This is a genomic window from Neorhizobium galegae, from assembly GCF_017877055.1.
GTDB lineage: Bacteria > Pseudomonadota > Alphaproteobacteria > Rhizobiales > Rhizobiaceae > Neorhizobium > Neorhizobium galegae_D.
The window spans coordinates 575,725-600,726 of the sequence record NZ_JAGIPG010000002.1 but is presented as its reverse complement, the minus strand read 5'-3'; the positions used below and the strand labels follow the sequence as shown (position 1 = coordinate 600,726).

Here is a 25,002-nt window from a genome sequence, read left to right as displayed (position 1 = left end):
TCAACCCGTAGCGGCTAACGACATTTCAGGTTTCATGGACTGACCCCGCGACGCTGCGACGACCGCATCGACATCGAGGATGAGCGCGACGCGGCCATCACCGAGAATGGTGGCTGCGGCGATGCCCGGGACGTGTGTGTAGTTCGCCTCGAGCGACTTGATGACGACCTGGCGCTGGCCCTGGATGGCATCGACCATCAGAGCGCGCTGTCCGCCGCCTTCCGATTCGACCAGCAGCGCGACACCTTCGACCGGATTGGCCTGGGTGGCGCGATAGTTGAGGACCCGACCCACGTCGACCAGCGGGCAGAACGAGTTGCGGATCGAAATCAGCCGCTGATTGGCGCCGAAAGAATGGATGGCAGAGGCCTCAGGCTGCAGCGTCTCGACGATCGCGGTGAGCGGCACGACCAGCGTCTGGCCGGCGACCGTGACCACCATGCCGTCGAGGACGGCGAGCGTCAGCGGCAGGCTCATGGTGAAGGTCGAGCCGTAACCCGGCCGCGACGAGATCGAGATACGGCCGCCGAGCGCCTGGATCGACCGCTTGACCACGTCCATGCCGACGCCGCGGCCGGAAATGTCGGAGATCTTGTCGGCAGTCGAGAAGCCGGCCATGAAGATCAGGTTGTCGATCTCGTCGTCTGACAGGTTGGCGTCGGCTGCGATGATGTCGTTGTCGATCGCCTTCTGGCGGACGCGCTCGCGGTTGATGCCGGCGCCGTCGTCGGCAAGCTCGATCAGGATGCGTCCCGACCGATGTTTCGCGGTCAGCTTGATCGTGCCTTCCGGGTCCTTGCCGGCGGCCTCGCGCTTTTCGGGCGATTCGATGCCGTGGTCGACGGCATTGCGGATCATGTGGGTCAGCGGTTCGGCGATCTTGTCGATGACCGTCTTGTCGACTTCAGTGTTTTCGCCTTCGGTGACCAGGCGGATCGACTTGCCGACCATGTCGGCCACTTCGCGAACGATACGCGACATGCGCTGGAAGACCGGCTTCACCGGCTGCGCGCGGATCGCCATGACCGAGTCCTGGATCTCGCGGGTGAGCTGCTGCAGCTCTTCGAGGCCCATGTTGACGGCCGACGTACCGGTCGCGTCGTTCTCGACGACGCTCTGGGAGAGCATTGCCTGGTTGATGACGAGTTCGCCGACGAGGTTGATGAGGCGGTCGACGCGGTCGAGATCGACGCGGATCGTCTGGCCTGCGCCGGCAGCGGCGGCGGCGGCATTGTTCTGGGCGGCGGCAGTGGCGGCGGCCGACTCCTTCTTCTCGGCGACACGGGCGGCCCTGGAGACGTTGCTCGCGGTCTCGGCGGCGGACAAGGCCGCGGCGACGGTTTCTTCCGAAACGCCGCGTTCGCTGGCCGTTTCTTCTTCCCCGGCCGAGACGTCATCGAGGATCGAAAGATCGAACGGAACCGGGACCATCGGCAGTTCCTCGTTGGAAACAGCCTCTTCGGCGAGCTTCACTTCGAGGTCGCAATCCCATTCCGCAAATTCGAAGACGGCGCGGATATCGTCCTCGCTCTTGGTGGTCTTGATCGAGATCTTCCAGCTGAAATAGGACGCTTCGGGGTCCATTTTGTCCAGCGCAGGCAGAGCATCCGTGTCGCAATTGATGCTCATCTCTCCCAGGCGGGACAGATCGCGCAGCAGGAGCGCTGCCTCGTTGCCCTTGGAATAGAGTTCGCGGCGCGGCTTGAAGCTTACTTCGTAGAGCGAACCTTCGATTGCCGGCTCCTCGTCCTCGCCGAAACCATCGAACGAGAAGGGGATCGGCTGGAAACCGCTGTCGTCGCTTGGCTTGGGAAGCTCTGCTTTCGCCGCAGGAGCCGGTGCCGGAGCGGCCTTCGCGGCCGGCTTCGGTGCGTCGTGGCCCGAGGAAGACGGCAACTCGCCATGCGCAAGCGCCTCGAGTTCCTTGACGAGGCTGCGGCTTCTCGATTCGTCGACGCCGCCGCCGTCACGCGATGCGCTGACGAGGTCGGCGAGCACGTCGGCCGATTTCAACATGACCTTCAGGACGTCCGGCGTCGGCTCCAGCTTATTGGAGCGCACGCAATCGAGCGTCGTCTCGAAGACATGGGCAAAGGAAACCAGGTCGTCCAGACCGAAGGCACCAGCGCCCCCCTTGATGGAATGAACGGCACGGAAAACGGCGTTCACCGTTTCGGGGTCGCGATCCCCGTCGTTCAGCTTGAGAAGACCCGACTCCAGTTCAGCGAGCTGCTCTTCGCATTCCTGAAAGAAGATCTCTTTGATTTCGTTCATATCCATCGGGGGAATTCCTGGCTCAGGCGGTTACACGCTCGATCGCATCAATCAGTTTGGCAGGATCGAAAGGCTTGACGATCCAGCCCGTCGCGCCGGCCTGCCGGGCCCGGTTCTTCTTTTCCGCATCGCTTTCCGTCGTCAGGACGAGGATCGGGACGGCGCGAAATTTTTCGTTGCGGCGAACGCCTTCGATGAAACCGAAGCCATCGAGACGCGGCATGTTGATATCCGTGACGATGACGTCCGGATTGCAGCCCTCGAGGACTTCGAGGCCTTCAACGCCGTCTTCCGCCTGAATTGTTTCAAAACCTGCGTTATTCAGGGTCACCAGAAGCATGTTCCGGATCGTCCGTGAGTCATCCACGGTCAGTACTTTCTTCTTCATTGCTAGATCTCCTTAGCAACCAAATTTTCGTGATTGATGCCGATGAGTTGCATCGTCTTCTGAAATGCATCCGAAGCCTTCTCGACGAGGAGGGACTTCTTGTCTTCTTCCCAAGCCTTGACGCCGGCCAGCAGAACCTGAGCGCACTGGACACCGACCCGCTCGACACCAGACGCATCGATCTTGAGATCGCTGCCGCGCATGGAGACCAGCTTGCCATGCAGGTTCGAGGCCTCGTTGAGGTCCAGCACCGCGGCCAGCTTCAAACTTCCAGGTCCAGCCTTCTTTGCTGCCATCAGCTTATTCCTTGTCGTTTCTGAAAGAGATATTCGCCGTCATCCGCACGCTCGGACGCGATCGGGACGAGAGTCGGCTGGGGTCTGGGCGCTACCGGGCGGCGTGCATCCGCATAACGGCTCTGTCGTTCGATCCGGAACTCGCGGACCGTTCGGCCTAGTTCCAGGATCACGGTATGGAGTTCGTCGGCGCCCTCGCCCGCGCGGGACGCAAGGCCTGCATTCGAAGCGACGTTTTCGCTGACCGAACCGATCTCGACGGTCAATCGGTCGAGGCCGACGGCTTGCTCTCCGGTGTCGCGGGCAATGCCGGCAATCGCGTCGTTGATATCGGAAACCTGGCGGACGATGCCACCAATCGCCTCCTGGGTCCGGTGAACCATCTCGACACCCGCATCCACCTGGGACTTGGTGCCGTTGACGAGCGTCTTGATCTCGCGGGCCGCATCGGCAGAGCGCTGGGCAAGCGCGCGCACTTCCTGGGCGACGACCGCAAACCCGCGGCCCGTCTCGCCGGCGCGAGCCGCCTCGATGCCGGCGTTCAGCGCCAGCAGATTCGTTTGAAACGCGATGTCGTCGATGACGCCGATGATCTCGCCGATCTTTTCGGCCGAGGATTCGATATCCGCCATGGCGTTGATCGCCCGGCCGACGACCTCGCCGCTTGCCTCGACCGAACGGCGCGTCTCGGCGGCTGCTTTTTCGGCAGCGGCCGTCTCGGCGGCACTTCCCTTGACCCTGGCGGTGACGTCGAGCAGCACGCGTGCCGCCTCCCTGAGGCGGGCAGACTGCTCTTCGGAAGCGGAGGCGAACGAGCGGGCGCCTTCGGCAAGCGATTGGGTGAGCGCACCGGCCTTCTGGCCGTGTCCATCAGCTGTCTCGACCGAGGAGCGCATGCCGGCGACCGCCTGGTTGAGAAGATCGGCGAGCTCGCGATAGGCATCCGGCACATCGGCCGGCAGAGAGGCCGTCAAATCGCGGTCGGCAAGGGCTGCGATGACGTCCGTGAAGGTTTCGATCGCCTGCGCATGATCGGCTTCGCGCTGCTCGGCAAGTGCGCGCTGGTGCTTCTGGCGCTGTTCGTTGAAGCGAAGCGAGACGGCAATCTCGACATCGACCATCACCAGGCGGGTAATCGCGCCAACGAGGTCGAGCAGTTCCTGCTCACGCTTACGGCCGCCCGGCAGCAGCGATTTCGGAGCGAGATCAACGATTGCGCCGGCGATCAGATGTTCGAGCATCACGGCGTGACCGGCGACGTGCCAGCGCGGATCGAGGCCCATGCGGCTCTCGGCGTCGGAGAGAACCTTCACCCGCTCGGCATAGAGCGCGTCGAAGCGGGCATCGGTCAACACGCCCCAATGGGACGCCTGCAGGTCGTGCAGCCGTTCGATCTGCTGCTCGCTCTCGAAATTGCGGGCGGCTTCCGGAAAGGATTGAAAGCGGTGGAAAAGATCGCGCAGGCCAGTCTTCAGGTGTCGGTCGAGCTGCGGGCGGCAGCGGCGCAGCAGATCGCGCAGTTCGCCGTCGAGGCCGGCAAATGCCAGTCTCTCGCCCAGGCTACCTGCCTGGCCACGCCGCGCCTGATCCGATGGCATTTCCTGCACCAAAGCCGTCCCCAAATTAATCAAGCCAATCCCCGGAAAGGATCGGCGGCATGCGAGCTGCTGTCGCCAGCGCCTGGATGAACGGGGATGCTCGCCAAACCGGATCAATATCCGTCGGGCATGGGCAACGCGGTCACCACGGGCTTTGCTGGATTTTCATGAGCGGATACCGGATTGGACCGGTACGGCTTTGCGGCTTCATGCCTGGTGGGGGACCGCAGTCATCCCATTTCGCCGTGGTCTCTAATATGTATGGTTAATTCCTTGCCTGAAGGTTAATGGAAGGTGCAAGGATGCCTGTTTTGCTTCAACCGGGCGCATATTACCCGCTATGGGCGCATTGCCTCGGCACTACGCGGAGTTCTGCTTTTCCCCGTCAATCGGCAGCGCCGATCTCGGTCAGTCCGCGCCGCGCAGGCTGGCCTTGTCGCTCTTATCAGCGAGACCGGAAGATGCGCCGGGCATCGGGACACCGCCGAGATTGAGATGCGCATCGTCAACGTCACAGATAAGCTTTAGCTCAAGGTGCAAGGCCGCCCTTGCCGGTGAATTTCCTGCTGATATGCAACGAGCCTGAAAGACCGAAGCGCCAGGGTAGATCGACGGCCTGGGAGATGCCGATCCGCCGCCCGGTGACGATCAACGGCGGCGTATTCGGCGAAGTGAACTCGAACGGCGGCGCAAGCAGCGGCAGGCCGTTGTGTGCGATGGTGATGCCGAGCGCCTGGCAGAGGCGGCCCGGACCGGAACACAGGAGCAGCGGATCGGCAAGGCCGCGCCTCTTCTCCATCACCTCAAGGCCTCTGACCGGCTGCAACGCCCTGATCAGCACCGCGCTGCCGGGCCGGCAGACGAAATTCAGGCACCAGTGAATGCCGTAGGAACGATAGACATAGGCATGCCCGGGCTGGCCGAACATCACCGCATTCCTCTGCGTGGGTCCGCGAAAACTGTGGGAGGCCGGCTCGTCCGGCTCATAGGCTTCGGTCTCGACGATCACGCCGCCTGCACCGCAGACATCGAGCTCGACGCCGATCAGGTCACGCGCCACCTCCACGGAGGCTCTATCGAAAAACTGCTGGTCCATGAGAAATGCCCGCGTCGCTGCCTGCTGGCAGCATCCATAGACGGCGAAGTACGGCTTGTCTTCACCGCCAACGACGCGATATCCTGAAAGACCCGAGGCGTTGCGCAGACGCTGTCGTGTGGGCGCGACAAGCCCTCACTTGCTGTTTGCCAAGTCTTCACTGATTTTGTGGACGCACATTTTTGTGCATTGCCATGAAAACGCTCCGGGTGTCGTATTAGGTTTAGAAACATCTTGATTCTCAATAGATTGCCGCATCGTTTTCTATCTTTGCGGCAGTCGAGCAGTAGTGCAACCCTGACTGGAGATGCCTATGCCGAGTGAATCCTTGTTCGATGCCTTCACCAGGAACTACGAGGCCCGGCGCGAGACCGATATGTCGATCGCCGACTATCTGGCGCTTTGTAAAAAAGATCCAATGGCCTATGCCAACGCGGCCGAGCGGCTGCTGGCGGCGATCGGCGAGCCGCAGATGGTTGACACGGCCAAGGATGCCAGGCTCGGCCGGATCTTCATGAACCGCACCATCCGGGCCTATCCGGCTTTTGCCGGTTTCTTCGGCATGGAAGAGACGATCGAGCGGATCGTTTCCTTCTTCCGGCACGCGGCGCAGGGTCTCGAGGAGCGAAAGCAGATCCTCTACCTGCTCGGACCGGTCGGCGGCGGCAAGTCTTCGCTTGCCGAACGGCTTAAGCTGCTGATGGAGGCCAATCCGATCTACGTGCTCAAGGCCGGCGACGAAATCAGCCCGGTTTTCGAAAGCCCGCTCAATCTCTTCGACCCGGTCGCCATGGGGCCGATGCTGCTCGCACAGTACGGCGTCCCGACCCGGCGCCTCAGCGGGCTGATGAGCCCCTGGTGTCTCAAGCGGCTCGATGAATTCGGAGGCGACATAACCCGCTTCCGGGTGGTGAGGCTTCAGCCCTCGCGACTGCGCCAGATCGGGATCGCCAAGACCGAGCCGGGCGACGAGAACAATCAGGACGTCTCGTCGCTGGTCGGCAAGGTCGATATCCGCAAGCTCGAAAACTATTCCCAGAACGACTCGGATGCTTACAGCTATTCCGGCGGGCTCAACCGGGCCAACCAGGGCGTGCTCGAATTCGTCGAAATGTTCAAGGCGCCGATCAAGATGCTGCATCCGCTTTTGACGGCGACGCAGGAGGGCAATTACATGGGCACCGAGAATATCGGCGCCATTCCCTTCTCCGGCGTCATCCTTGCCCATTCGAACGAGGCGGAATGGCAGAGTTTCAAGGCGAACAAGAACAACGAGGCCTTCATCGACCGCATCTGCGTCATCAAGGTTCCTTATTGCCTGCGGGTGACCGAAGAACAGCATATCTATGAGAAGCTGATCGAAGGTTCGGAGCTTGCGGATGCCTCCTGCGCGCCGGCGACGCTTGAGATGCTGGCCCGGTTTTCCGTGCTCTCGCGGCTGCGCAAGCATGAGAACTCGACCTTCTTCTCCAAGATGCGCGCCTATGACGGCGAGAGCCTCAAGGAAACTGATCCGCGCGCCCGCAGCGTCCAGGAATATCGGGACGCGGCTGGCGTCGACGAAGGCATGGACGGAATATCGACACGTTTTGCCTTCAAGGTACTCGCCTCGACCTTCAACCACGACACGACGGATATCGGCGCCGATCCGGTCCACCTTATGTACGTGCTGGAACAGGCCATCCGCCGCGAGCAGTTTCAGGAGGAAACCGAAAAGCGTTACATCGAGTTCATCAAGGCAGACCTTGCCCCGCGGTATGCGGAGTTCATCGGCAACGAGATTCAGAAGGCCTATCTGGAATCCTATTCGGATTACGGTCAGAACCTCTTCGATCGTTACGTCGACTATGCCGACGCCTGGATCGAGGACGTCGATTTCAAGGATCCGGACACCGGGCAGCTTCTCGATCGCGAACTCCTGAACCAGGAACTGACCAAGATCGAAAAGCCGGCGGGTATCGCCAATCCGAAGGACTTCCGCAACGAGATCGTCAAATTCTGCCTCCGCTCGCGAGCCAATAACGGCGGCAAGAACCCATCCTGGGCGAGCTACGAGAAGATTCGGGAGGTGATCGAGAAAAGGATGTTCTCCCAGGTAGAGGATCTTCTGCCGGTCATCTCCTTCGGATCGAAGAAGGATGGCGAAACAGAAAAGAAACACAGCGAGTTCGTGTCGCGCATGACGGCGCGCGGCTACACCGAGAGACAGGTTCGCCGTCTGGTGGAGTGGTACATGCGGGTTAAGCAGGCAGGTTAGCGTCTGTACTCAATTAGGATTTGGAACGCACCATGCAAGAAAACCGTTCAGTTCCTTAAACACACAAAGGTGGATTTGATGTCCATCATTGTGTGTGACGACAGGACGTAGGATTGTGGCATACTGGGTCGTGCGGCGTCCGAAACCTAGTTGAGTACAGACCCTAATGCTCATGCAGGAGCCAACATGCACATCATCGACCGGCGGCTGAACCCGCGCGGTAAAAGTTTGGAAAATCGGCAGCGGTTTCTGCGGCGCGCAAAGGACGCCGTGCAGCAAGCAGTCAGGCGATCCCTGCAAAGCCGCAGCATCCGTGATGTACTGGATGGCGGCGAAGTCAGCCTTCCGATCGGCGGCATGGGCGAGCCGAGTTTTCGCCGGGCCGAAGGCGGGATCACGGACCATGTCCTGCCCGGCAACCGGGCCTTTGTCGAAGGCGATATCATTCCCCGCCCCCCGGGCCAGGGTGCCGGCAGGCCCAAGGAGGCCGGCCAGGGGGACGGCGAAGACGGCTTCCGCTTCGTTCTGACGCGCGAGGAGTTCCTCTCGGTCTTTCTGGATGACCTCGAACTGCCTGAACTCGCCAAGCGGCGGCTCAGCGAAACCGAAGAGATGAGCCCGGTTCGAGCCGGCTACTCCATTTCGGGTTCCCCTTCCAATCTTTCCATCGATCGGACGACGCGGCTCGCCATGATGCGGCGCATCGCTCTCAAGCGTCCCAAGCCTGCCGAAATCGAGGTGTTGCAACGCCAGATCGAGGAAAGCGAGGACGAGGAGACCCGGCTTGCGCTGACGGCGGAACTCAAGTCGCTGACGGACAGGATCCGGCGCATTCCATACGTCGATCCGCTCGACGTGCGCTATCGCCGTTTCGACAACGAACCGAAGCCGGTTGCGAAGGCGGTAATGTTCTGCCTGATGGACGTCTCCGGCTCGATGTCGGAACACATGAAGGACTTGGCCAAGCGCTTCTACCTGCTGCTCTATCTGTTTCTGTCGCAGCGTTACGAGAAGGTGGAGATCGTCTTCATCCGGCACACGGAAAAGGCAGAGGAGGTCGACGAGGATACCTTCTTCTACGGCCAGGCGACCGGCGGCACGCTGGTATCGAGCGCGCTTGCGGCCATGCGCAACATCATCGCCGCACGCTTCGACCCCACGGAATGGAACATCTATGCGGCGCAGGCCTCCGACGGCGACAATTCCTACCGGGACGAGGGTCCGGCCGGCCATCTGCTGAAACACGAGATCCTGCCGCTCTGCCAGTATTTCGCCTATATCGAAGTCGATGAGGAGGGCGGAGATTCCTCGATCTCCAACTCGCCTCTCTGGCGCCTCTATGAAGGCATCCGGTCCGGCTCGGCCACCCTTGCGATGCGCAAGGTTTGTCGCAAGAACGAGATTTTCCCGGTCTTCCACGATCTCTTTCAGAAGCGTTCGACACAGACGAAGGCGGTGCCATGACCCAGGCGGCTATGCAGAAGGATCGACTGCTCTTCGAGGGCGCCGACTGGGATTTTTCGACCCTTCAGCGCATCCACGACGCGTGCGAGGAGATCGCGATCGGCGAGCTGGGGCTCGATGTCTACCCGAACCAGATCGAGGTGATCACCGCCGAACAGATGCTGGATGCCTATTCATCGACGGGCATGCCGCTGTTTTACCGGCACTGGTCCTTCGGCAAACATTTCGCCCATCATGAGGCCTTCTACCGCCGCGGCATGCGGGATCTCGCCTATGAGATCGTCATCAACTCATCGCCCTGCATCTCCTACCTGATGGAGGAGAACACGGCGACGATGCAGACTCTGGTCATCGCCCATGCGGCCTTCGGCCATAACCATTTCTTCAAGAACAACTACCTGTTCAAGCTGTGGACGGATGCCGAGGGCATTCTCGACTATCTCGATTTCGCTAAGGGCTATATTGCCCGCTGCGAGGAGCGTTACGGCGAAACGGCGGTAGAGCGCACCCTCGATGCCGCCCATGCGCTGATGTCGCACGGCGTGCATCGTTATGCCGGCAAGACTCGGCTCGACCTGCGCCAGGAAGAAAAACGGCTGCAGGAACGGCGCGCCCACGAAGAACAGATGTTTAACGATCTCTGGCGCACGGTGCCGGCGGGCCGCAAGCGCGATGCCGCCGATGTCGATTTCGAAAGACGGCGTGCGGCGCTCGGCCTGCCGCAGGACAACCTGCTCTATTTCCTCGAAAAGTCATCGCCTCGGCTGCAGCCGTGGCAAAGGGAAATCCTGCGCATCGTCCGCCACGTGGCGCAATATTTCCACCCTCAGCGCCAGACCAAGGTGATGAACGAGGGCACCGCGACCTACGTCCATTACCAGATCATGAACCGACTGCACGACCGTGGGCAGATCAGTGACGGCAACTATTTCGAATTCCTGAAATCCCACACCAATGTCGTGTTCCAGCCGACCTATGACGACCGGCGCTTCTCCGGCTTCAACCCTTACGCCATCGGCTTTGCCATGATGCAGGATATCGAGCGGATCGTGACGGATCCAACCGATGAGGATCGCGAATGGTTCCCGGATATCGCAGGTCGCGGAGACCCCATGCAGGTTCTGCGCGGCATCTGGGCCGACTATCGCGATGAGAGCTTCATCAGCCAGTTCCTGAGCCCGCACCTGATCCGCAAATGGCGCCTTTTCCAGCTCTACGACGATCCGCAGATAAGCGAAGGGATATTGGTTTCGGCGATTCACGACGAGCGGGGCTACAAACGCGTCCGCCGCCAGCTGGCGCGCGAATACGATATCGGCTGGACCGACCCGAGGATCGACATCGTCGATGTCGATCTCGCCGGCGACCGTCGCCTGCTGCTGCAGCACCGGGCGCCGAACGACTGGGTTCTTGAGGACAGCGAGACCAAGCAGGTCCTCCAGCATCTAGCTGATCTCTGGGGCTACGACGTCATGTTGCAGGAAATCGACGGCGCCGAGAAGGTGGTGAAGGAACATTCCGCTCATCCCCGCGAGATCCTTCATAAGGGTGATCTTTTCTCCTGACGGGGCGCAGGCGCAAGTCTCCACCGATCGGGCGGCCCTGGGCTCATCAATTTTGATTAAGGAAAGGCCGGACCTCATGCCGGCGCCCAATCGTGATTGGACATCAAAAGCGGTCTGGATCAAATTGCAGGTGGGCGACGGGCATCTATTTGTTCAAATAGGAGGCCGTAATGGAGCAACGTGCAGTCGATCAGCTCAGGACTATCGCTAGGATAAACCGCAACTATCCCGACTTCCGGATGTCAAGCAGCGAACGGCTCGAACGGTGGGCCGAGATTCTGGAGCTCAACCCCGACCGATCCCTTTCGACATTTCGGGAAACCGAATATCAGCCGGATGAAATAAGGGCTGCCATGCGCGGCGACGGGACGGCGATTGCCGTCGCCTTCGGCGATCCGGTTCTACGCGCGGCGGGGATGCGAGACGACACCTATGGGGAGGCCAGACGGTTTTTTGAATTGTCCGACCGCCAACTCCATAAACTGGTCTGCTTCTGCCACTTCGGAGCCCATGTGAGCGCAAGTACAGTCGCCCAACAGGTGCGTTCCATAGCCACCCGCAGGTCCAGTGGCACCCTTGCCTATCTGGCTTCTTTCTTCAGAAGATAGCCCGTATCGGTTTGTGGAGCACAATCGGCGTTTCCCTGCCGGAGCAGTTGCCCGATGTCTCGGCGTTGCCGCTTGCCATTGCGGGAGGCGGCCGTGAACTGAGCCGCGTTAAGGTCGAAGCGAGGCCAAGGTTCCTCCTTCGGCGGAGTGCGCGTGCCGTCGATTTCGGATGGCTCCGATCAAGCGTCTTTATGCACGGTTATGGGACAGCATGTCTCAACGCCGGTGGTGACCTTGCGGGCCCTATGGTATCTCGACAAAAGGATCTCTATACGGAGTTCCGGATTTTCCGGAGATATGCCGCGTGGCGAATTTTAGTATGGATTTGTGTATAGTTGCCGGCAGAAGACCAGGCTTGCTCGAGCAGACTTTGGAAAGTTTCTCAAAGCGCTGCTTTGCTCATTTTTCCTTCTCGAACGTTCTCGTCAACATAGACCCGATCTTCGGCACTGAAGAGGATGAAGCCGAGTGCCTGCGCGTGGTCGGCAGCTACTTGCCATCAGCCTCCTTCTTCAGACCGAGCGAGCCGGGTTTTGGCGCCGCGGTCAAGCGTCTCTGGGCCAACACGCGTTCCGACTATGTGTTCCACCTCGAAGATGACTGGATCGCGCTGACCGACCTCGGCGAGGAGATTTTCGGCCCGTTTTCAGATCCGAGCGTGATGCAGGTTTCCTTTCATACGGCTGATCAGAACTGGAATATCGCAAAGGACGGCCATCTTCACGAGAGAAACGAGTATGCGCGGTTCCTCGGCATAAAAATCCCGCTTTTCAAGACTTTTCCGAAGTTCACCACGTCCCCTTCCATTCTTCGCGGATCGTTTGCCCGGCAGGCTTCAAGCCTGATGGACCCCTCTCGGGATCCGGAAAAACAATTCTATTCCGGCGTCAACGCAGAGCTTGAACGGTTGGCGGCGCCGCACAAGAATTACATTTTCTCTCCGCAGCAGAGACCGGTCATCCGTGACACCGGACGAGAATGGAGAGACAATCGCAAAATTAAAAAAGTCATCGAAAATACGACGTCCTATTGGGTCGAGGAATAGCCGGCCGGCATGCTCGCAACGGTAACCCGGGATTCGTTGAAATGCGGCCGCATGCCGTAAAGCGGGCCACGGAGTTTCCGTCAGGCCCATTGGAATACCGGGCCTCGCTGGCCTGCCGATAAAGTGTACTTGCTACCGAAGCAACACCTCCGGTTTCAGCATTCGGTAACGCTCTGAATGTACATTAGGTGTCGATCAAATTTGCGCGAGTACACCTGGACGCCTGCGAATGAACCTCTGCTCCGCCATCGGGCCTGATCTGCAAACATCTCACCGCGAACTCCTGGAAGACCTGTTCGAGGGCGCACCAGGACCGACGATCATCAAGGATGCCGAGTCGCGCTTCCTGTTCCTCAACAGCAAGGCATGCGAGATGTTCAGCGTGAACCTCGATGACGCGCTTGGCCACACAGACCACGACTTCTTACCTGCGGACGAAGCCGACCGAATCCAGAAGGTGGATGCCGGAGTGCTGGCGACCGGCGAGGAGCGGCGGTTCGAGGAGGAGGTCACCGGGCCGGATGGTTCGACCCGGACGCTTTTCACGCACAAGCGGCGGTCTTTCCTGCCAGTGCCCGGCGGAAAGAAACCGGTCGTCGTTGTCGTCATTTCGGACATCACCAAACTTCGGCATGCCGAGCAAGTCCTGCGGGCGAGTGAGGAGCACTATCGCTCCCTCGTAGAACTGCATCCCCAAACGCCGTGGTTGGCCGACGCACAGGGGAACGTCATCGAAGTCGGCCCAGGGTGGCAGAACGCGTCCGGACGGGAGGTCGGCGAAGCGCTGGGACGCGGGTGGGAGAAGACCCTGCACCCGGCGGACCTGCCGGAAGTGATTGCCAAATGGGAGTCCTCGGTGAAGACCGGCGCGTCGTTCGACATGATCTACAGGATCGGGTCCGCGAAGGGGCGGTATCGGTGGTATCGGAACCGGGCGGCAGCCCGGCTCGACGGTAACGGTGGGGTGGTCCGCTGGTATGGTTTGCTGGAGGATGTCCACGACCGCCAGCTTGCCCTCAAAGCCCTCCAGTCCAGCGAGCGCAGACTGCGCCAGCATCGGGACGAGCTCGAAAAGATCGTTCTGGCGAGGACCGCGGAAGTGCAGGAAAAGAACGTCGAGCTGGATCGCCTTCTCCAGCATGAACGGGGCATCAATGCGCTACAGCGCCGCTTCGTAGGAATGATTTCACACGAGTTCAGGACGCCTCTGGCCGTGATCGACGGAGCGGCTCAGCGGCTTACGCGCACGAAGGCGGCTGCGACTCCGCAGTTCCTGGAGGGCAAGGCTCTGCAGATCAAGGGCGCGGTCGCCCGCATGGTCGAGCTGATGGAAAGTATCCTCGCCGCCGGGCGGCTGGAGACAGGGACCATTGCGATCAACAAGGAGGCCAGTTCGCTCGGCGCGGTTCTTCGCCAATGCATCGCAAACCGGGCGGAGATCAGCAAGAGCCACACGATCAGCCATGATCTCGAAGCGCTTCCAGCTCTGCAGATGATCGACGAGGCCGCAATAGAGCGGGTCTTTTCCAATCTGTTGTCAAACGCGGTGAAGTACTCGCCCGCCGGCTCCAAAATCCGCGTCAGTGGATGGAAGGACGGTCGGCGGGTTCTGGTCAGCGTCAGCGATTCCGGCATCGGCATGGATGCTGACGACCTGCCGAAGCTGTTCGAGCCCTACTTCCGCGCCCGTAGCGCCACCGGTATTGCGGGAACGGGGATCGGCCTCAATATCGTCAAGGAAATTGTGGAGTTGCATGGCGGGTCGATCTCGGTCCAGAGCCTCCTGGGAAAGGGTACGACCTTCACGGTCGAGCTGCCGTTTGACGAAATCAAACAGCAGCATTCGGCTTAGGCCGGCGCTGTCACAGGAAGAACCCTCACGCGGCAATCGATGAAGTCAGCCAGGATGCAAGCTCGTCTCGCCCCATTGGCTTGCCCACCAGGTAGCCTTGCAGCTGATCGCAGCCGGCAATTCGAAGCAGGTCCGCTTGATCGGCGGATTCGATGCCTTCGGCGGTGACCGGGATTCCGAGGGCCTGAGCCAACGAGATCGTGGCCGTCAGGACGTTCCGGCCGGTGCTGCCGTCATTTATGGCTTGAACCAGGGAGCGATCGATCTTCATCCGGTCGAAGCCGAACTCACGAAGCGTGCCGATACTGGCATAACCGGCGCCAAAATCATCAAGAGCAAAACGGATGCCTGCCGATTTCAGGGCGGTGATGGAGCGTCGTGCCTGCTCAGGGTTCGACATCAGCACCGCTTCGGTGATCTCGAGTGTCAGTCGCGAAGGATCAAACCCTTCCTCTTTCAGAACAGCGAGCACATCCCCGGCGAAGTTGGGGTTACAAAGCTGGATCGGAGAAACATTGACCGACAAGGAGAGCGGAGACCATGCCCGGGACGCCACGATAGACTTCCGGAGCATCTGGAGGCCCAGGATATCGATCAATCCACACCTTTCCGCCAGAGGTATGAATGCATCCGGACCGATCGCTGCTTCGGCGCGTCTCCACCTTGCCAGCGCCTCCACGCCCGTGATCTCGCCCGAAGCCGCCGAAGCCAGTGGCTGGAAGACAGGCTGGATCTCGTCATTCTGGAGAGCGCGCCGAAGATCGCCTTCCAAACCCGCGATCTTCTCGCGCTGGCGGTCAAGATCCGGATGATAGGTAACGGCGCATCCCCTGCCCATTTCCTTCGCTTCATAAAGGGCCATATCCGCCCGGCGAAGAAGTTCGTGCGCATTCCCTGCGTCGTCACGGGAGGCAACGCCAATGCTTGCGCCAATTTCGATCGTGCGGCCTTCGATGAGAAACGGCCTTTTGAGACGTTCGAGAACTTGATTGTCAAATTCGGCGAGGTTCGCGGAGCCGCGCTGAACCAGAGCGAATTCATCACCGCCCAGCCGGGCGACACCGAATACGCCTCCATGGATGTCGCGCAGAGCTTCCGCCACCAGCCTGATCAGCTGATCTCCAATCGCATGCCCCCAGGCATCGTTGACTGCCTTGAAGCCGTCGAGATCGATCAGATGCAAAACCAGTACCTGGCTTTTGTCGGCCTGCATCAACCGGTCCAGTCCCTCGATCAGGCCGAGCCTGTTCAAGAGACCGCTGAGGCTGTCGTGCGTGGCTTCATGTTGGGCGCGATCCGCCAAGCTCTTCAAGCGACGCATTTCCGACCAGCCTGCAAACAGGACACCAACAAGATAAACGCCAAGGATAGCGACTGCCGCGGCAATAAAGGGGCGCGCCTCCTCAAAAATCGTGTTTCCTGGAGCGGCACTTGGCCAAGCCAAACGTGCGATTTCAATTCCATCCACATCCATGAGCGGCGAATTCAGAAGGTTGCCTGCCGGACGGTCGGTTATGTGGAGCTCCGGGAGCTGATGTTCTTTGGCTATTTGGGCCACGACTTCAGAAGTCAGAGTCTTGAAGAGGCTGAGGACATAGTAGGTTGGATCCTCTACCTGTGCACCAAACGGCTGGACCGCTTCCGACGCCACCGCAATGATATCGTCGCCGTTTCTGAAAAAGTTGACGATCGGGTCGATGCCAGGCCGAGCGACGGCTTCCGTTTGCCCAGGAAATTTTGTGCCTAGATATTCGGTCGGGTCTATTATATCGGCCTTGAGATAGGCGGTGCCCTTGCCGCCTGCCGGCGCCGTCAGCACTATCCCGTCATAGAGAGCGTAGTCCGCGCTGGTCTTGCCCCAATTCTCATAGACCCACCCCTCGCGATCCCCTTGGGTTATCGCCTTGTAGGCGTCATCCCAAACGGCATTGTCCCGCACGGTTGCGGCAAGTTTTTCCTTGAACGAGGAGACAGCCGCCTCTGCTGCCAGAATGGCTCTGTTGTCGTCGAGCGCGTTGGCGGAACTGCGCATGCGGTCGACCACATGAGCACCTATCCCCCCCAGGATCATTGCAACAAGAAGGAGCAGCGAAGTAGCGATGAAAACGGAGTAGCCTTCACGGCTCTCCTTCGGTCGGCGTGCGAGCATGACAGATCCCAGCGTTATTGTTTTGCCCAAGGCTGCAGAAGACGTCATGTCCGCATTGCGCTGCTCGCATCCACTAGCATGTGCGCATATTAAAAATCACTAAAGCACGTAGTCAACGACGCGTTAATATGCCGGCAGGGACCTCGAAACCCGGAGCGGCAAAATGGAGCGGGGCCGTGCAGAGTGCGTTATTTCGCAGCGTTAAACCGGGCTTTTGGCTCGGAAATCGGGCAGGCCGATACTTCCGCCGAGCGGACGGGCTTTCTAGAGCTCTCGCAGGAATTCTTCGGTGGTTGCGAGATGGAGCTGAACCGAGAAGCGGTCTCCCAGAAGTTCGAGCGACGCGTCATGCGTATCATCGGCTCCGCTGCAGACGGCATCCCTCAGCACGATCACACGGTATCCAAGATCGATGGCGCCAAGCGCTGCGGACAGGACGCAGACGTCGGTCTCACCACCGGTAAGGACCACGGTTCCGATGCCCTCCTTCAAGAGCATTCCATGCAGCCTTCCGCTCACCCAGGGAGAATACGTCATCTTGTCGAATATGCGGGCAGGAGGGACAAGGGCTTCCAATGAAGGGATCAGATCGACAAGGCCTGGATCGAGATACTCGCGCGTCATCATCCGCCACTTTTCATAATAAACCCGCCACATCCCCTTCATCGCTTCGGGCCGAGACGGCGTGACGAACCTCGTAAAGATCGTCTTCTCAGGATGGCGGCCGGAGAGCTCCTCGATCGATGGCGATACTTCACGCATCCAGGGGACGTGCCAAGGAGTGTCTTCCGCGAAGATCCGCTGCATGTCGATGCAAAGATGAATCCAATTGCCAGCCATTTCATGCTCCACGCTCCCCCTGAACGCCTCATTGGGGACGTGGTTCCGGCCGAGACCGACAGGAGGCAAATGCATCCGACATGCGGCCACGCCCGTCGACCGAACACAACGGCGGCGTCACGCTCTCACGACTGGTTGGACGCCTTGACGAAATCGATGAAAGCCCGCAGCGACGCCGGTACGAGCCGTCGGCCGGGATAATAGAGAAATGGGCCGGAAAATTGCAGCCACCACGGCTCGAGCACAGGTTCGAGAGAGCCATTGTCAAGATGGGGCCGCAACCAGTCCTCGAACAGCAACATGATGCCGGTGCCGGCAATCGCCGCCTCGACGGCAAGATCGGTTGCTGCGCCTATCTGTACGATCAGCGGCCCCGTCGGATCGATCCGCACCACCTCGCCGTCCCGTTCGAATTCCCAGAGCATCATCGCGCCGCTTGTGAAACGCCCGCGAATGCAGGCGTGGCCGAGCAGGTCGCGCGGATGATCGGGGCGGCCATGGCGATCGAGGTATGCGGGGGATGCCGCGGCCGCAAAGCGCTGCAGGCGCGGACCGATGGGAACCGCGATCATGTCCTGCTCCAGCCGCTCATCATAGCGGATGCCGGCGTCGCATCCGGCAGCCAGCACGTCGACGAAGCTGTCATCGGCGACGATTTCGAGCCGTATGTCGGGATAGGCTGCGAGGAACCGCGGGATGATCGCCGGGAGCACCAGCCGCGCGGCGCTGACCGGTACATTGAGACGAAGAACGCCCGCAGGTTTGTCGCGAAACCTGTTGACCACGTCGAGGGCCGCGTCGACCTCGGTGAGCGCAGGGGTCAACCGAGCCAGCAGGCCGGCGCCCGCCTCCGTCGGCACCACGCTGCGCGTGGTGCGATTGAGGAGCCTGACCCCGAGTTGCGCCTCAACACGCCGCACCGCCTCGCTCAATCCCGATGCGCTGCTGCCAGAGGCCCGCGCGCCCTCGCGAAACCCACCTGCGCGCGCCACTGCCACAAAAGCATTCAGATCACCTAGGTCGATTTTCATCGTTCGAAATTCCGTACGGCCTGTGCCGATTGTACCGGATTTTCGTGCGAGCTCTCAAGGTCTATGTCTATGTCGTCTTGAAAAGGAGAGATCCCATGTCGAATATAGACCGGGCAGGCACATTTACCCTCGGCGACCGCAACGTGAAACGGCTCGGCTATGGGGCCATGCAGCTTGCGGGCAAGGGTGTCTTTGGCCCACCGAAAGATCGCGATGCAGCGGTGGCGGTATTGCGCGAGGCGGTCGCGGCTGGGGTCGATCATATAGACACCAGCGATTTTTATGGTCCGCATGTGACCAACCAGATCATCCGCGACGCGCTTCATCCGTACCCTGACGATCTGGTGATCGTGACCAAGATCGGCGCCATGCGCGGGACCGACGGTTCATGGAACCCGGCGTTCTCCGCCGAGCAGCTGACACAGGCTGTGCACGACAACCTGCGCAATCTCGGTCTCGACGCCATGGACGTCGTCAATCTGCGTATCATGTTCGATGTCCACGGCCCGGTCGAAGGCTCGATCGAAGAGCCCCTGACGGTTCTGGCGGAGCTGCAGCGCAAGGGCCTCGTCCGCCACATCGGGCTCAGCAACGTCACGCCGGCACAGGTAACCGAGGGTCAGGGCATCGCCAAGATCGTCTGCGTGCAGAACCAGTACAATCTCGCTCACCGGCAAGACGATGCCATGATCGACGATCTCGCTCGTGATGGCATCGCCTATGTGCCGTTTTTCCCGCTCGGCGGCTTCAGCCCGCTGCAATCGTCGATCCTGTCGGACGTTGCCCAGCGCCTGGATGCGACGCCGATGCAGGTCGCACTCGCCTGGCTGCTGCGTCGCGCACCGAACATTCTTCTCATTCCGGGAACGTCATCCGTGGGCCACCTGCGTGAAAACCTCGCCGCGGCGGAACTGCAGTTGTCGGACACCATGATGGCCGAGCTGGAGAGTGTCGCCGGCATCCGCTCCGCCTGAACATTCCGGGATGCTCCCACCGTGCGTCGAAAAATCAACGCACGGCATTTGCCTTTACGCGCGCTTTCGCTAAAAGTGAAAGAAAAGCGAACGGAGAGGTGAAGTGTTCATCACGGACCGCCAGGCGAAGATTGTCGAACTTGCGAAGTCGGCGGGACGAGTGCTCGTCGACGACCTGGCGGCAAAGTTCTCGGTAACTTCGCAAACGATCCGCAAAGATCTGAATGATCTGTGCGACAAGCAAATCCTCACGCGGATCCATGGCGGCGCCACTCTTCCCCGCAGCAACGAGAATGTCCGATATGACGCACGCCGGCAGATCGCCGCCGCGGAAAAACAGGCGATCGGCGTCGCCGCTGCCAACCTCATCCCGGACAACGCCTCACTCCTCATCAACATCGGCACCACCACCGAAGCTGTCAGCGAGGCGCTGGTCAATCACCGCGAACTCATGGTGATTACCAATAATATAAACGTTGCCAACAGGTTGCGTCTTCTCGACGAGATCGAGGTCGTCATCGCCGGCGGCGTCGTTCGTCAGTCGGACGGAGGAATTGTCGGTGAAGCCGCAGTCGATTTCATCCGCCAATTCAAGGTCGACTACGCGATCATCGGCGTTTCGGCGATCGACCCGGATGGAGCTCTTCTCGATTATGATTTTCGCGAAGTGAAAGTTGCCCAGGCGATCATCGCCAATGCCAGGCACGTGATCCTGGTTGCCGACTCGACAAAATTCGAGCGCACCGCTCCCGTGCGTATCGGCCAGATCTCGCAGGTTCAAACCTTTATCACCGATCACTGCGCCTCTCCTTCGATCCGGGAAATCTGCCTGCAGAACGGCGTTGCGCTGGTGGAAACCTCGAAGATGAATGCTGAAGTTCATTAGCCCTTCAGTTTCGTTTGACATTCGGAATATTTTCGATTTAATCCATTTTAAGTTCATAATGCCTAGAGGCTTGCTGCCGTTTCGGATCAGCGAGGGAAATGATGGGTCAAAAAATCCACGATATCTTCGTGATCGGCGGCGGCATCAACGGCTGCGGCATTGCACGCGATGCAGCCGGACGGGGCTATTCGGTCGCGCTGGCGGAGATGGATGATTTTGCCTCCGGCACCTCCTCGGGCGCCACCAAACTCATCCACGGCGGCCTGCGCTATCTCGAACATTACGAATTCAGGCTCGTGCGGGAATCTCTGATGGAGCGCGAGACGCTCTGGGCGATGGCGCCGCACATCATCTGGCCGCTGCGTTTCGTCCTGCCCTACCACAAGGGCGGGGTTCGCCCGGCATGGCTGATCCGCCTCGGCCTGTTTCTCTACGATCATCTCGGTGGCCGAAAGCTGTTGCCGCCGACCGCGGTGCTCGACATGCGCACCGACCCGGCCGGGAAGCCTCTGAAGCCGCTTTTTACCAAGGCATTCGAATATTCCGACGGCTGGGTGGACGACGCCCGCATGGTCGTGCTGAACGCCCGGGATGCCGCCGATCGCGGCGCTTTGATTCTGCCGCGCACCCGGGTTGTTTCCGCCCGTCAGGAGAATGGTCTGTGGACGATTGGTACGCTCGATGCCCGCACCGGCGGGACCGAGACTTATCAGGCCCGCATGCTGGTGAATGCCGCTGGCCCCTGGGTGGATCAGGTGATCCGCGAGGCGCTCGGCAACAATGACGCCCGCCATGTGCGCCTTGTCCAGGGCAGCCATATCGTCGTGAAAAAGAAGTTCGAGGGATCCCGGGCCTATTTCTTTCAGAACCGGGACAATCGCATTATTTTCGCGATCCCTTACGAGAACGATTTCACCCTTATCGGCACGACCGACCGGGATTATTCCGGCAACCCAAGGGATGTGAAAATCTCCGACGAGGAGACGACGTATCTCTGCGATGCGGCGAGTGAGTATTTTCGGGAGCCGGTGCGACCGGCCGACATCGTCTGGACCTATTCGGCCGTTCGGCCGCTTTTTGACGACGGCGCTTCAAAGGCGCAGGAAGCAACCCGCGATTATGTGCTGAAGGTCGATGTCACTCATGGCGCGCCTCTGCTCAACGTCTTCGGCGGCAAGCTGACCACCTATCGCCGACTTTCTGAACATGCGCTGGAGAAAATCGGCGAAGCGATCGGGGCAAAGGGACATTCCTGGACGGCGAAAAGCCATCTGCCCGGCGGCGATTTTGCCGCGCAGGGTTACGAGGATGAAGTGGCAAAGCTCAAGGCCCGCTATCCGTTTCTTGAAGAAAGGCAGGCGCGGCGCCTGGTGCGCCGGTACGGAACCCGCGCGGCGGCGATCCTCGGCAACGCGACCAGAATGCAGGATCTCGGTCACCACTTCGGGGGAGATCTCTACGAGGCTGAAGTGAAATATCTTGTCGACCGTGAATGGGCCATGAGCGCGGAGGATGTGCTCTGGCGGAGAACCAAGGACGGTCTGCGGTTGAGTGAACCGGAAAAACAATATCTGGAGGAGTACATGGCCGCTATACCGGCAAAAATGGCCGGATAAGCGGCATGTGTTCCCAGTGTGAGGAGGCACGGGAACCCGAATGCTGGAAATGCGCAACGTCGCCAAGATGGTGGGGGGTGAATACCATATTCATCCGACCAATCTTGCACTGGATCGCGGCACGCTGAATGTTCTGTTAGGCCCGACGCTCTCGGGCAAGACGTCGCTCATGCGATTGATGGCCGGGCTCGACCGTCCCACCAGCGGCTCGGTCTATTTCGATGGCGCCGACGTCACCGGCGTTGCGGTGCAAAAACGCAATGTCGCGATGGTCTACCAGCAGTTCATCAATTATCCGGCTCTGACCGTCTATGAAAACATCGCCTCGCCGATGCGGATCGCCGGCAAGGATGCGGCGACCATCGACCGGGAAGTCCGTCGCGCTGCGGAATTGCTGAGGTTGACCCCCTATCTCGATCGGACACCTCTCAACCTTTCCGGCGGGCAGCAGCAGCGTACGGCGCTCGCCCGCGCACTCGTCAAGAATGCGAGCCTGGTGCTGATGGACGAGCCGCTGGCCAATCTCGACTACAAGCTTCGCGAGGAACTGCGCGAGGAACTGCCGAAGATCTTCGCGCAATCCGGCGCCATCTTCGTTTATGCGACGACCGAACCATCCGAAGCCTTGCTGCTCGGCGGCAATACGGCAACGCTCTCGGAAGGACGGATCACGCAATTCGGGCCGACGATCGAGGTCTACCGTCGCCCGGCGGACCTGGTGACGGCCAAGACATTTGCCGACCCGCCGCTCAACTTCATCAATGTGGTCAAGTCCGGCGGCTCGTTCCGATATCAGGAAGCAGACAGTCTCGCGGTGCCACCGCATCTGTCCGGCGTGCCGGACGGTCCGGTGACCATTGCCTTTCACCCCCATCACCTGGGGCTCACGGCACAGACAGGCAATGCAGCGAAGCTCAAGGCCCAGACGCAGATTTCGGAGATTACGGGCTCGGAAAGCTTCGTGCATATGCACTACGACGGCGTACGCTGGGTCATGCTGGCACCCGGCATCCACGAAATCGATCCGGATACGGAAATCGAACTGTTCCTGGATACCCGTCATCTGATGGCTTTCGGAACAGACGGCCGCGCCATCGCGGCGGCGGCTTGAAGGAGGCGGACATGGCACGCATCACGCTCGATCACATCCGCCACGCCTACGGCCCCAACCCGAAATCCGACGCGGCCTATGCGCTGCGCGAGGTGGACCACGAATGGGCCGATGGCGGCGCCTATGCCCTGCTCGGGCCTTCCGGCTGCGGCAAGACGACCTTGCTGAACATCATTTCCGGCCTGCTGCAACCGTCCCACGGACGCATTCTCTTCGATGGAAACGACGTCACCAATCTTTCCACGCAGGAACGCAACATAGCCCAGGTTTTCCAGTTCCCGGTCATCTATGACACGATGACGGTCTACGACAACCTGGCATTCCCCCTGCGCAACAGAGGCATCGCGGAACCGGACGTCGATCGTCGCGTCCGCGAGATGCTGGAAATCATCGACCTCTCCGACTGGTCGAACCGCAAGGCCCAGCGGCTGACTGCCGACCAGAAGCAGAAGATCTCGCTCGGGAGAGGTCTCGTCCGCAACGATGTCAACGCGATCCTTTTCGATGAGCCGCTGACGGTCATCGATCCGCATATGAAGTGGGTGCTCCGCTCCCAGCTCAAGCGCTTTCACAAGCAGTTCGGCTTTACCATGGTCTATGTCACCCATGACCAGACGGAGGCGCTCACCTTCGCCGACAAGGTGGTCGTCATGTACGACGGGCAGATCGTTCAGATCGGAACGCCGGCGGAGCTCTTCGAGAGACCGAGCCATACGTTCGTCGGCTATTTCATCGGCTCACCCGGCATGAACGTGATGCCCGCCGAGGTTCATGGCAGCACGATCACGCTCGGGAGCGAGGCGATCGCCCTCGACCATGCACCAAAGATTGCCGCGGGAGACAAGGTCGAGCTCGGCATCCGACCGGAATTCATCCGCATCGGCCGCGAAGGCATGCCGGTGACGGTGACGCGTGTCGAGGATATCGGCCGGCGGAAGATCGTTCGCGCCAACCTCGCGGGACAGCCGATCGCGATCGTCGCTTCTGAGGATATCGAATTCCCGACAGAGCCCCGCGTCACGTTCGATCCCGGCGCGCTGAATATCTATGCCAATTCGTGGCGCGTCGGCAGGGAGGCCTGAACATGGAAAAGACGTGGAACAACAAAGCCTGGTTTCTGGTGCTTCCCGTGCTCCTGCTCGTCGCCTTCTCGGCGGCCATTCCGCTGATGACCGTGGTGAACTATTCGGTCCAGGATACGTTCGGCAACAACGCTTTCTTCTGGGCCGGCACCGACTGGTTCGACGATATCCTGCATTCTGCCCGCTTCTGGGAAGCTCTCCAGCGCAATCTGCTTTTCTCCTTCATCATCCTTGCGCTCGAGATTCCGCTCGGCATCTTCATCGCGCTGAACATGCCGAAGAAGGGCATCGGCGTGCCGGTCTGCCTGGTGCTGATGGCCCTTCCGCTTCTTATCCCGTGGAATGTCGTCGGCACGATCTGGCAGGTTTTCGGACGGGTCGATATCGGCCTGCTTGGCCATACGCTGGCGGCGCTCGGCATCGACTACAATTATGTGCGCGATCCTCTGGACGCCTGGATCACCGTCGTCGTCATGGATGTGTGGCACTGGACGAGCCTCGTCGTGCTGTTGTGCTACGCCGGTCTCGTCTCCATTCCGGACGCCTATTACCAGGCGGCCAAGATCGATGGGGCATCAAGGTGGTCGGTGTTCCGCTACATCCAGCTGCCGAAGATGAAGCGGGTGCTGCTGATCGCCGTCCTCTTGCGCTTCATGGACAGCTTCATGATCTATACGGAGCCGTTCGTGGTCACGGGCGGGGGGCCGGGGAACTCCACGACCTTCCTTTCGATCGACCTCGTCAAGACGGCGGTCGGCCAGTTCGACCTCGGTCCTGCCGCCGCCATGTCGATCGTCTACTTCCTGATCATCCTGCTGCTGTCATGGATCTTCTACACCGTGATGACCAGCAGCGATGCGGACAATTGAG

At 60.2% G+C, this 25,002-nt stretch carries 20 protein-coding genes; 12 read left to right on the top strand and 8 right to left on the bottom strand.

Translation table 11 applies throughout. From position 1 onward, the window contains the following. The 5 genes from J2857_RS13245 to J2857_RS13225 all read right to left on the bottom strand — a co-directional run bounded on the left by J2857_RS13245 (position 1) and on the right by J2857_RS13225 (position 5,652). Positions 1-2,280 carry a chemotaxis protein CheA gene (locus J2857_RS13245; protein WP_210010617.1) on the bottom strand — a complete coding sequence of 760 codons (2,280 nt, stop codon included), beginning with the start codon at positions 2,278-2,280 and terminating at the stop codon, positions 1-3. 16 nt (positions 2,281-2,296) lie between these two features. Further along, on the bottom strand, positions 2,297-2,662 hold the full coding sequence (cheY1, locus tag J2857_RS13240) for a chemotaxis response regulator CheY1 (protein ID WP_037087114.1): 366 nt from the start codon (positions 2,660-2,662) through the stop codon (positions 2,297-2,299). Positions 2,663-2,664: 2 nt separating this feature from the next. Then, a complete protein-coding gene (locus J2857_RS13235) occupies positions 2,665-2,958 on the bottom strand; it encodes an STAS domain-containing protein (protein ID WP_210010616.1) in 294 nt (97 codons plus the stop codon). Next, complete coding sequence (locus tag J2857_RS13230) at positions 2,958-4,556, bottom strand: globin-coupled sensor protein (RefSeq protein ID WP_210010615.1); 1,599 nt, start codon at positions 4,554-4,556, stop codon at positions 2,958-2,960. The genes J2857_RS13235 and J2857_RS13230 overlap by 1 nt, the downstream gene beginning before the upstream one ends. A gap of 529 nt (positions 4,557-5,085) precedes the next feature. After that, complete coding sequence (locus tag J2857_RS13225; protein ID WP_210010614.1) at positions 5,086-5,652, bottom strand: DNA-3-methyladenine glycosylase; 567 nt, start codon at positions 5,650-5,652, stop codon at positions 5,086-5,088. A 313-nt stretch (positions 5,653-5,965) separates the two neighbouring features. Here J2857_RS13225 and J2857_RS13220 point away from each other — a divergent pair, with 313 nt between their 5' ends. The 6 genes from J2857_RS13220 to J2857_RS13195 all read left to right on the top strand — a co-directional run bounded on the left by J2857_RS13220 (position 5,966) and on the right by J2857_RS13195 (position 14,443). Beyond that, a complete protein-coding gene (locus J2857_RS13220; protein WP_210010613.1) occupies positions 5,966-7,909 on the top strand; it encodes a PrkA family serine protein kinase in 1,944 nt (647 codons plus the stop codon). Between the two features lie 186 nt (positions 7,910-8,095). Beyond that, a complete protein-coding gene (locus J2857_RS13215; protein ID WP_210010612.1) occupies positions 8,096-9,373 on the top strand; it encodes a YeaH/YhbH family protein in 1,278 nt (425 codons plus the stop codon). After that, positions 9,370-10,938 (top strand): SpoVR family protein, encoded by a 1,569-nt coding sequence (locus J2857_RS13210; protein ID WP_210010611.1) that lies wholly within the window; start codon positions 9,370-9,372, stop codon positions 10,936-10,938. The genes J2857_RS13215 and J2857_RS13210 overlap by 4 nt, the downstream gene beginning before the upstream one ends. A 170-nt stretch (positions 10,939-11,108) precedes the next feature. Continuing rightward, positions 11,109-11,546, top strand: a complete 438-nt coding sequence (locus J2857_RS13205; protein WP_210010610.1) for a hypothetical protein — start codon at positions 11,109-11,111, stop codon at positions 11,544-11,546. Positions 11,547-11,901: 355 nt separating this feature from the next. Beyond that, positions 11,902-12,591 carry a hypothetical protein gene (locus tag J2857_RS13200; RefSeq protein WP_245363323.1) on the top strand — a complete coding sequence of 230 codons (690 nt, stop codon included), beginning with the start codon at positions 11,902-11,904 and terminating at the stop codon, positions 12,589-12,591. 229 nt (positions 12,592-12,820) lie between these two features. Further along, on the top strand, positions 12,821-14,443 hold the full coding sequence (locus J2857_RS13195) for a sensor histidine kinase (RefSeq protein WP_210010609.1): 1,623 nt from the start codon (positions 12,821-12,823) through the stop codon (positions 14,441-14,443). 25 nt (positions 14,444-14,468) lie between these two features. On the opposite strand, the gene J2857_RS13190 is transcribed toward J2857_RS13195, so the two are convergent. The 3 genes from J2857_RS13190 to J2857_RS13180 form a co-directional block, all read right to left on the bottom strand. After that, positions 14,469-16,592 (bottom strand): EAL domain-containing protein, encoded by a 2,124-nt coding sequence (locus tag J2857_RS13190; RefSeq protein WP_210011668.1) that lies wholly within the window; start codon positions 16,590-16,592, stop codon positions 14,469-14,471. A 264-nt stretch (positions 16,593-16,856) separates the two neighbouring features. After that, positions 16,857-17,432, bottom strand: coding sequence for a cysteine hydrolase family protein (locus J2857_RS13185; RefSeq protein WP_210010608.1), 576 nt, complete (start codon positions 17,430-17,432; stop codon positions 16,857-16,859). A 125-nt stretch (positions 17,433-17,557) separates the two neighbouring features. Then, complete coding sequence (locus tag J2857_RS13180; protein WP_210010607.1) at positions 17,558-18,463, bottom strand: LysR family transcriptional regulator; 906 nt, start codon at positions 18,461-18,463, stop codon at positions 17,558-17,560. 95 nt (positions 18,464-18,558) lie between these two features. On the opposite strand from J2857_RS13180, the gene J2857_RS13175 reads away from it, so the two are divergent. The 6 genes from J2857_RS13175 to J2857_RS13150 all read left to right on the top strand — a co-directional run bounded on the left by J2857_RS13175 (position 18,559) and on the right by J2857_RS13150 (position 25,001). Next, positions 18,559-19,437 (top strand): aldo/keto reductase family oxidoreductase, encoded by an 879-nt coding sequence (locus J2857_RS13175; protein ID WP_210010606.1) that lies wholly within the window; start codon positions 18,559-18,561, stop codon positions 19,435-19,437. A gap of 103 nt (positions 19,438-19,540) precedes the next feature. Next, positions 19,541-20,323, top strand: coding sequence for a DeoR/GlpR family DNA-binding transcription regulator (locus J2857_RS13170; protein WP_210010605.1), 783 nt, complete (start codon positions 19,541-19,543; stop codon positions 20,321-20,323). A 101-nt stretch (positions 20,324-20,424) separates the two neighbouring features. After that, on the top strand, positions 20,425-21,939 hold the full coding sequence (gene glpD, locus J2857_RS13165) for a glycerol-3-phosphate dehydrogenase (RefSeq protein ID WP_210011667.1): 1,515 nt from the start codon (positions 20,425-20,427) through the stop codon (positions 21,937-21,939). Positions 21,940-21,979: 40 nt separating this feature from the next. Next, positions 21,980-23,050 carry an ABC transporter ATP-binding protein gene (locus J2857_RS13160; protein ID WP_210010604.1) on the top strand — a complete coding sequence of 357 codons (1,071 nt, stop codon included), beginning with the start codon at positions 21,980-21,982 and terminating at the stop codon, positions 23,048-23,050. 11 nt (positions 23,051-23,061) lie between these two features. Then, a complete protein-coding gene (locus J2857_RS13155) occupies positions 23,062-24,132 on the top strand; it encodes an ABC transporter ATP-binding protein (protein WP_210010603.1) in 1,071 nt (356 codons plus the stop codon). A gap of 2 nt (positions 24,133-24,134) precedes the next feature. After that, entirely contained in the window at positions 24,135-25,001 is an 867-nt protein-coding gene (locus J2857_RS13150; protein ID WP_037087143.1) for a carbohydrate ABC transporter permease, read from the top strand. The last annotated feature ends 1 nt before the right edge of the window (position 25,002 follow it).

Bases quoted from the DNA above. Each gene is read 5' to 3' on its own strand.
- J2857_RS13245 (WP_210010617.1), bottom strand. From the start codon at position 2,280: ATGGATATGAACGAAATCAAAGAGATCTTCTTTCAGGAATGCGAAGAG.
- cheY1 (WP_037087114.1), bottom strand. From the start codon at position 2,662: ATGAAGAAGAAAGTACTGACCGTGGATGACTCACGGACGATCCGGAAC.
- J2857_RS13235 (WP_210010616.1), bottom strand. From the start codon at position 2,958: ATGGCAGCAAAGAAGGCTGGACCTGGAAGTTTGAAGCTGGCCGCGGTG.
- J2857_RS13230 (WP_210010615.1), bottom strand. From the start codon at position 4,556: ATGCCATCGGATCAGGCGCGGCGTGGCCAGGCAGGTAGCCTGGGCGAG.
- J2857_RS13225 (WP_210010614.1), bottom strand. From the start codon at position 5,652: ATGGACCAGCAGTTTTTCGATAGAGCCTCCGTGGAGGTGGCGCGTGAC.
- J2857_RS13220 (WP_210010613.1), top strand. From the start codon at position 5,966: ATGCCGAGTGAATCCTTGTTCGATGCCTTCACCAGGAACTACGAGGCC.
- J2857_RS13215 (WP_210010612.1), top strand. From the start codon at position 8,096: ATGCACATCATCGACCGGCGGCTGAACCCGCGCGGTAAAAGTTTGGAA.
- J2857_RS13210 (WP_210010611.1), top strand. From the start codon at position 9,370: ATGACCCAGGCGGCTATGCAGAAGGATCGACTGCTCTTCGAGGGCGCC.
- J2857_RS13205 (WP_210010610.1), top strand. From the start codon at position 11,109: ATGGAGCAACGTGCAGTCGATCAGCTCAGGACTATCGCTAGGATAAAC.
- J2857_RS13195 (WP_210010609.1), top strand. From the start codon at position 12,821: ATGAACCTCTGCTCCGCCATCGGGCCTGATCTGCAAACATCTCACCGC.
- J2857_RS13190 (WP_210011668.1), bottom strand. From the start codon at position 16,592: ATGCTCGCACGCCGACCGAAGGAGAGCCGTGAAGGCTACTCCGTTTTC.
- J2857_RS13185 (WP_210010608.1), bottom strand. From the start codon at position 17,432: ATGGCTGGCAATTGGATTCATCTTTGCATCGACATGCAGCGGATCTTC.
- J2857_RS13180 (WP_210010607.1), bottom strand. From the start codon at position 18,463: ATGAAAATCGACCTAGGTGATCTGAATGCTTTTGTGGCAGTGGCGCGC.
- J2857_RS13175 (WP_210010606.1), top strand. From the start codon at position 18,559: ATGTCGAATATAGACCGGGCAGGCACATTTACCCTCGGCGACCGCAAC.
- glpD (WP_210011667.1), top strand. From the start codon at position 20,425: ATGGGTCAAAAAATCCACGATATCTTCGTGATCGGCGGCGGCATCAAC.
- J2857_RS13160 (WP_210010604.1), top strand. From the start codon at position 21,980: ATGCTGGAAATGCGCAACGTCGCCAAGATGGTGGGGGGTGAATACCAT.
- J2857_RS13155 (WP_210010603.1), top strand. From the start codon at position 23,062: ATGGCACGCATCACGCTCGATCACATCCGCCACGCCTACGGCCCCAAC.
- J2857_RS13150 (WP_037087143.1), top strand. From the start codon at position 24,135: ATGGAAAAGACGTGGAACAACAAAGCCTGGTTTCTGGTGCTTCCCGTG.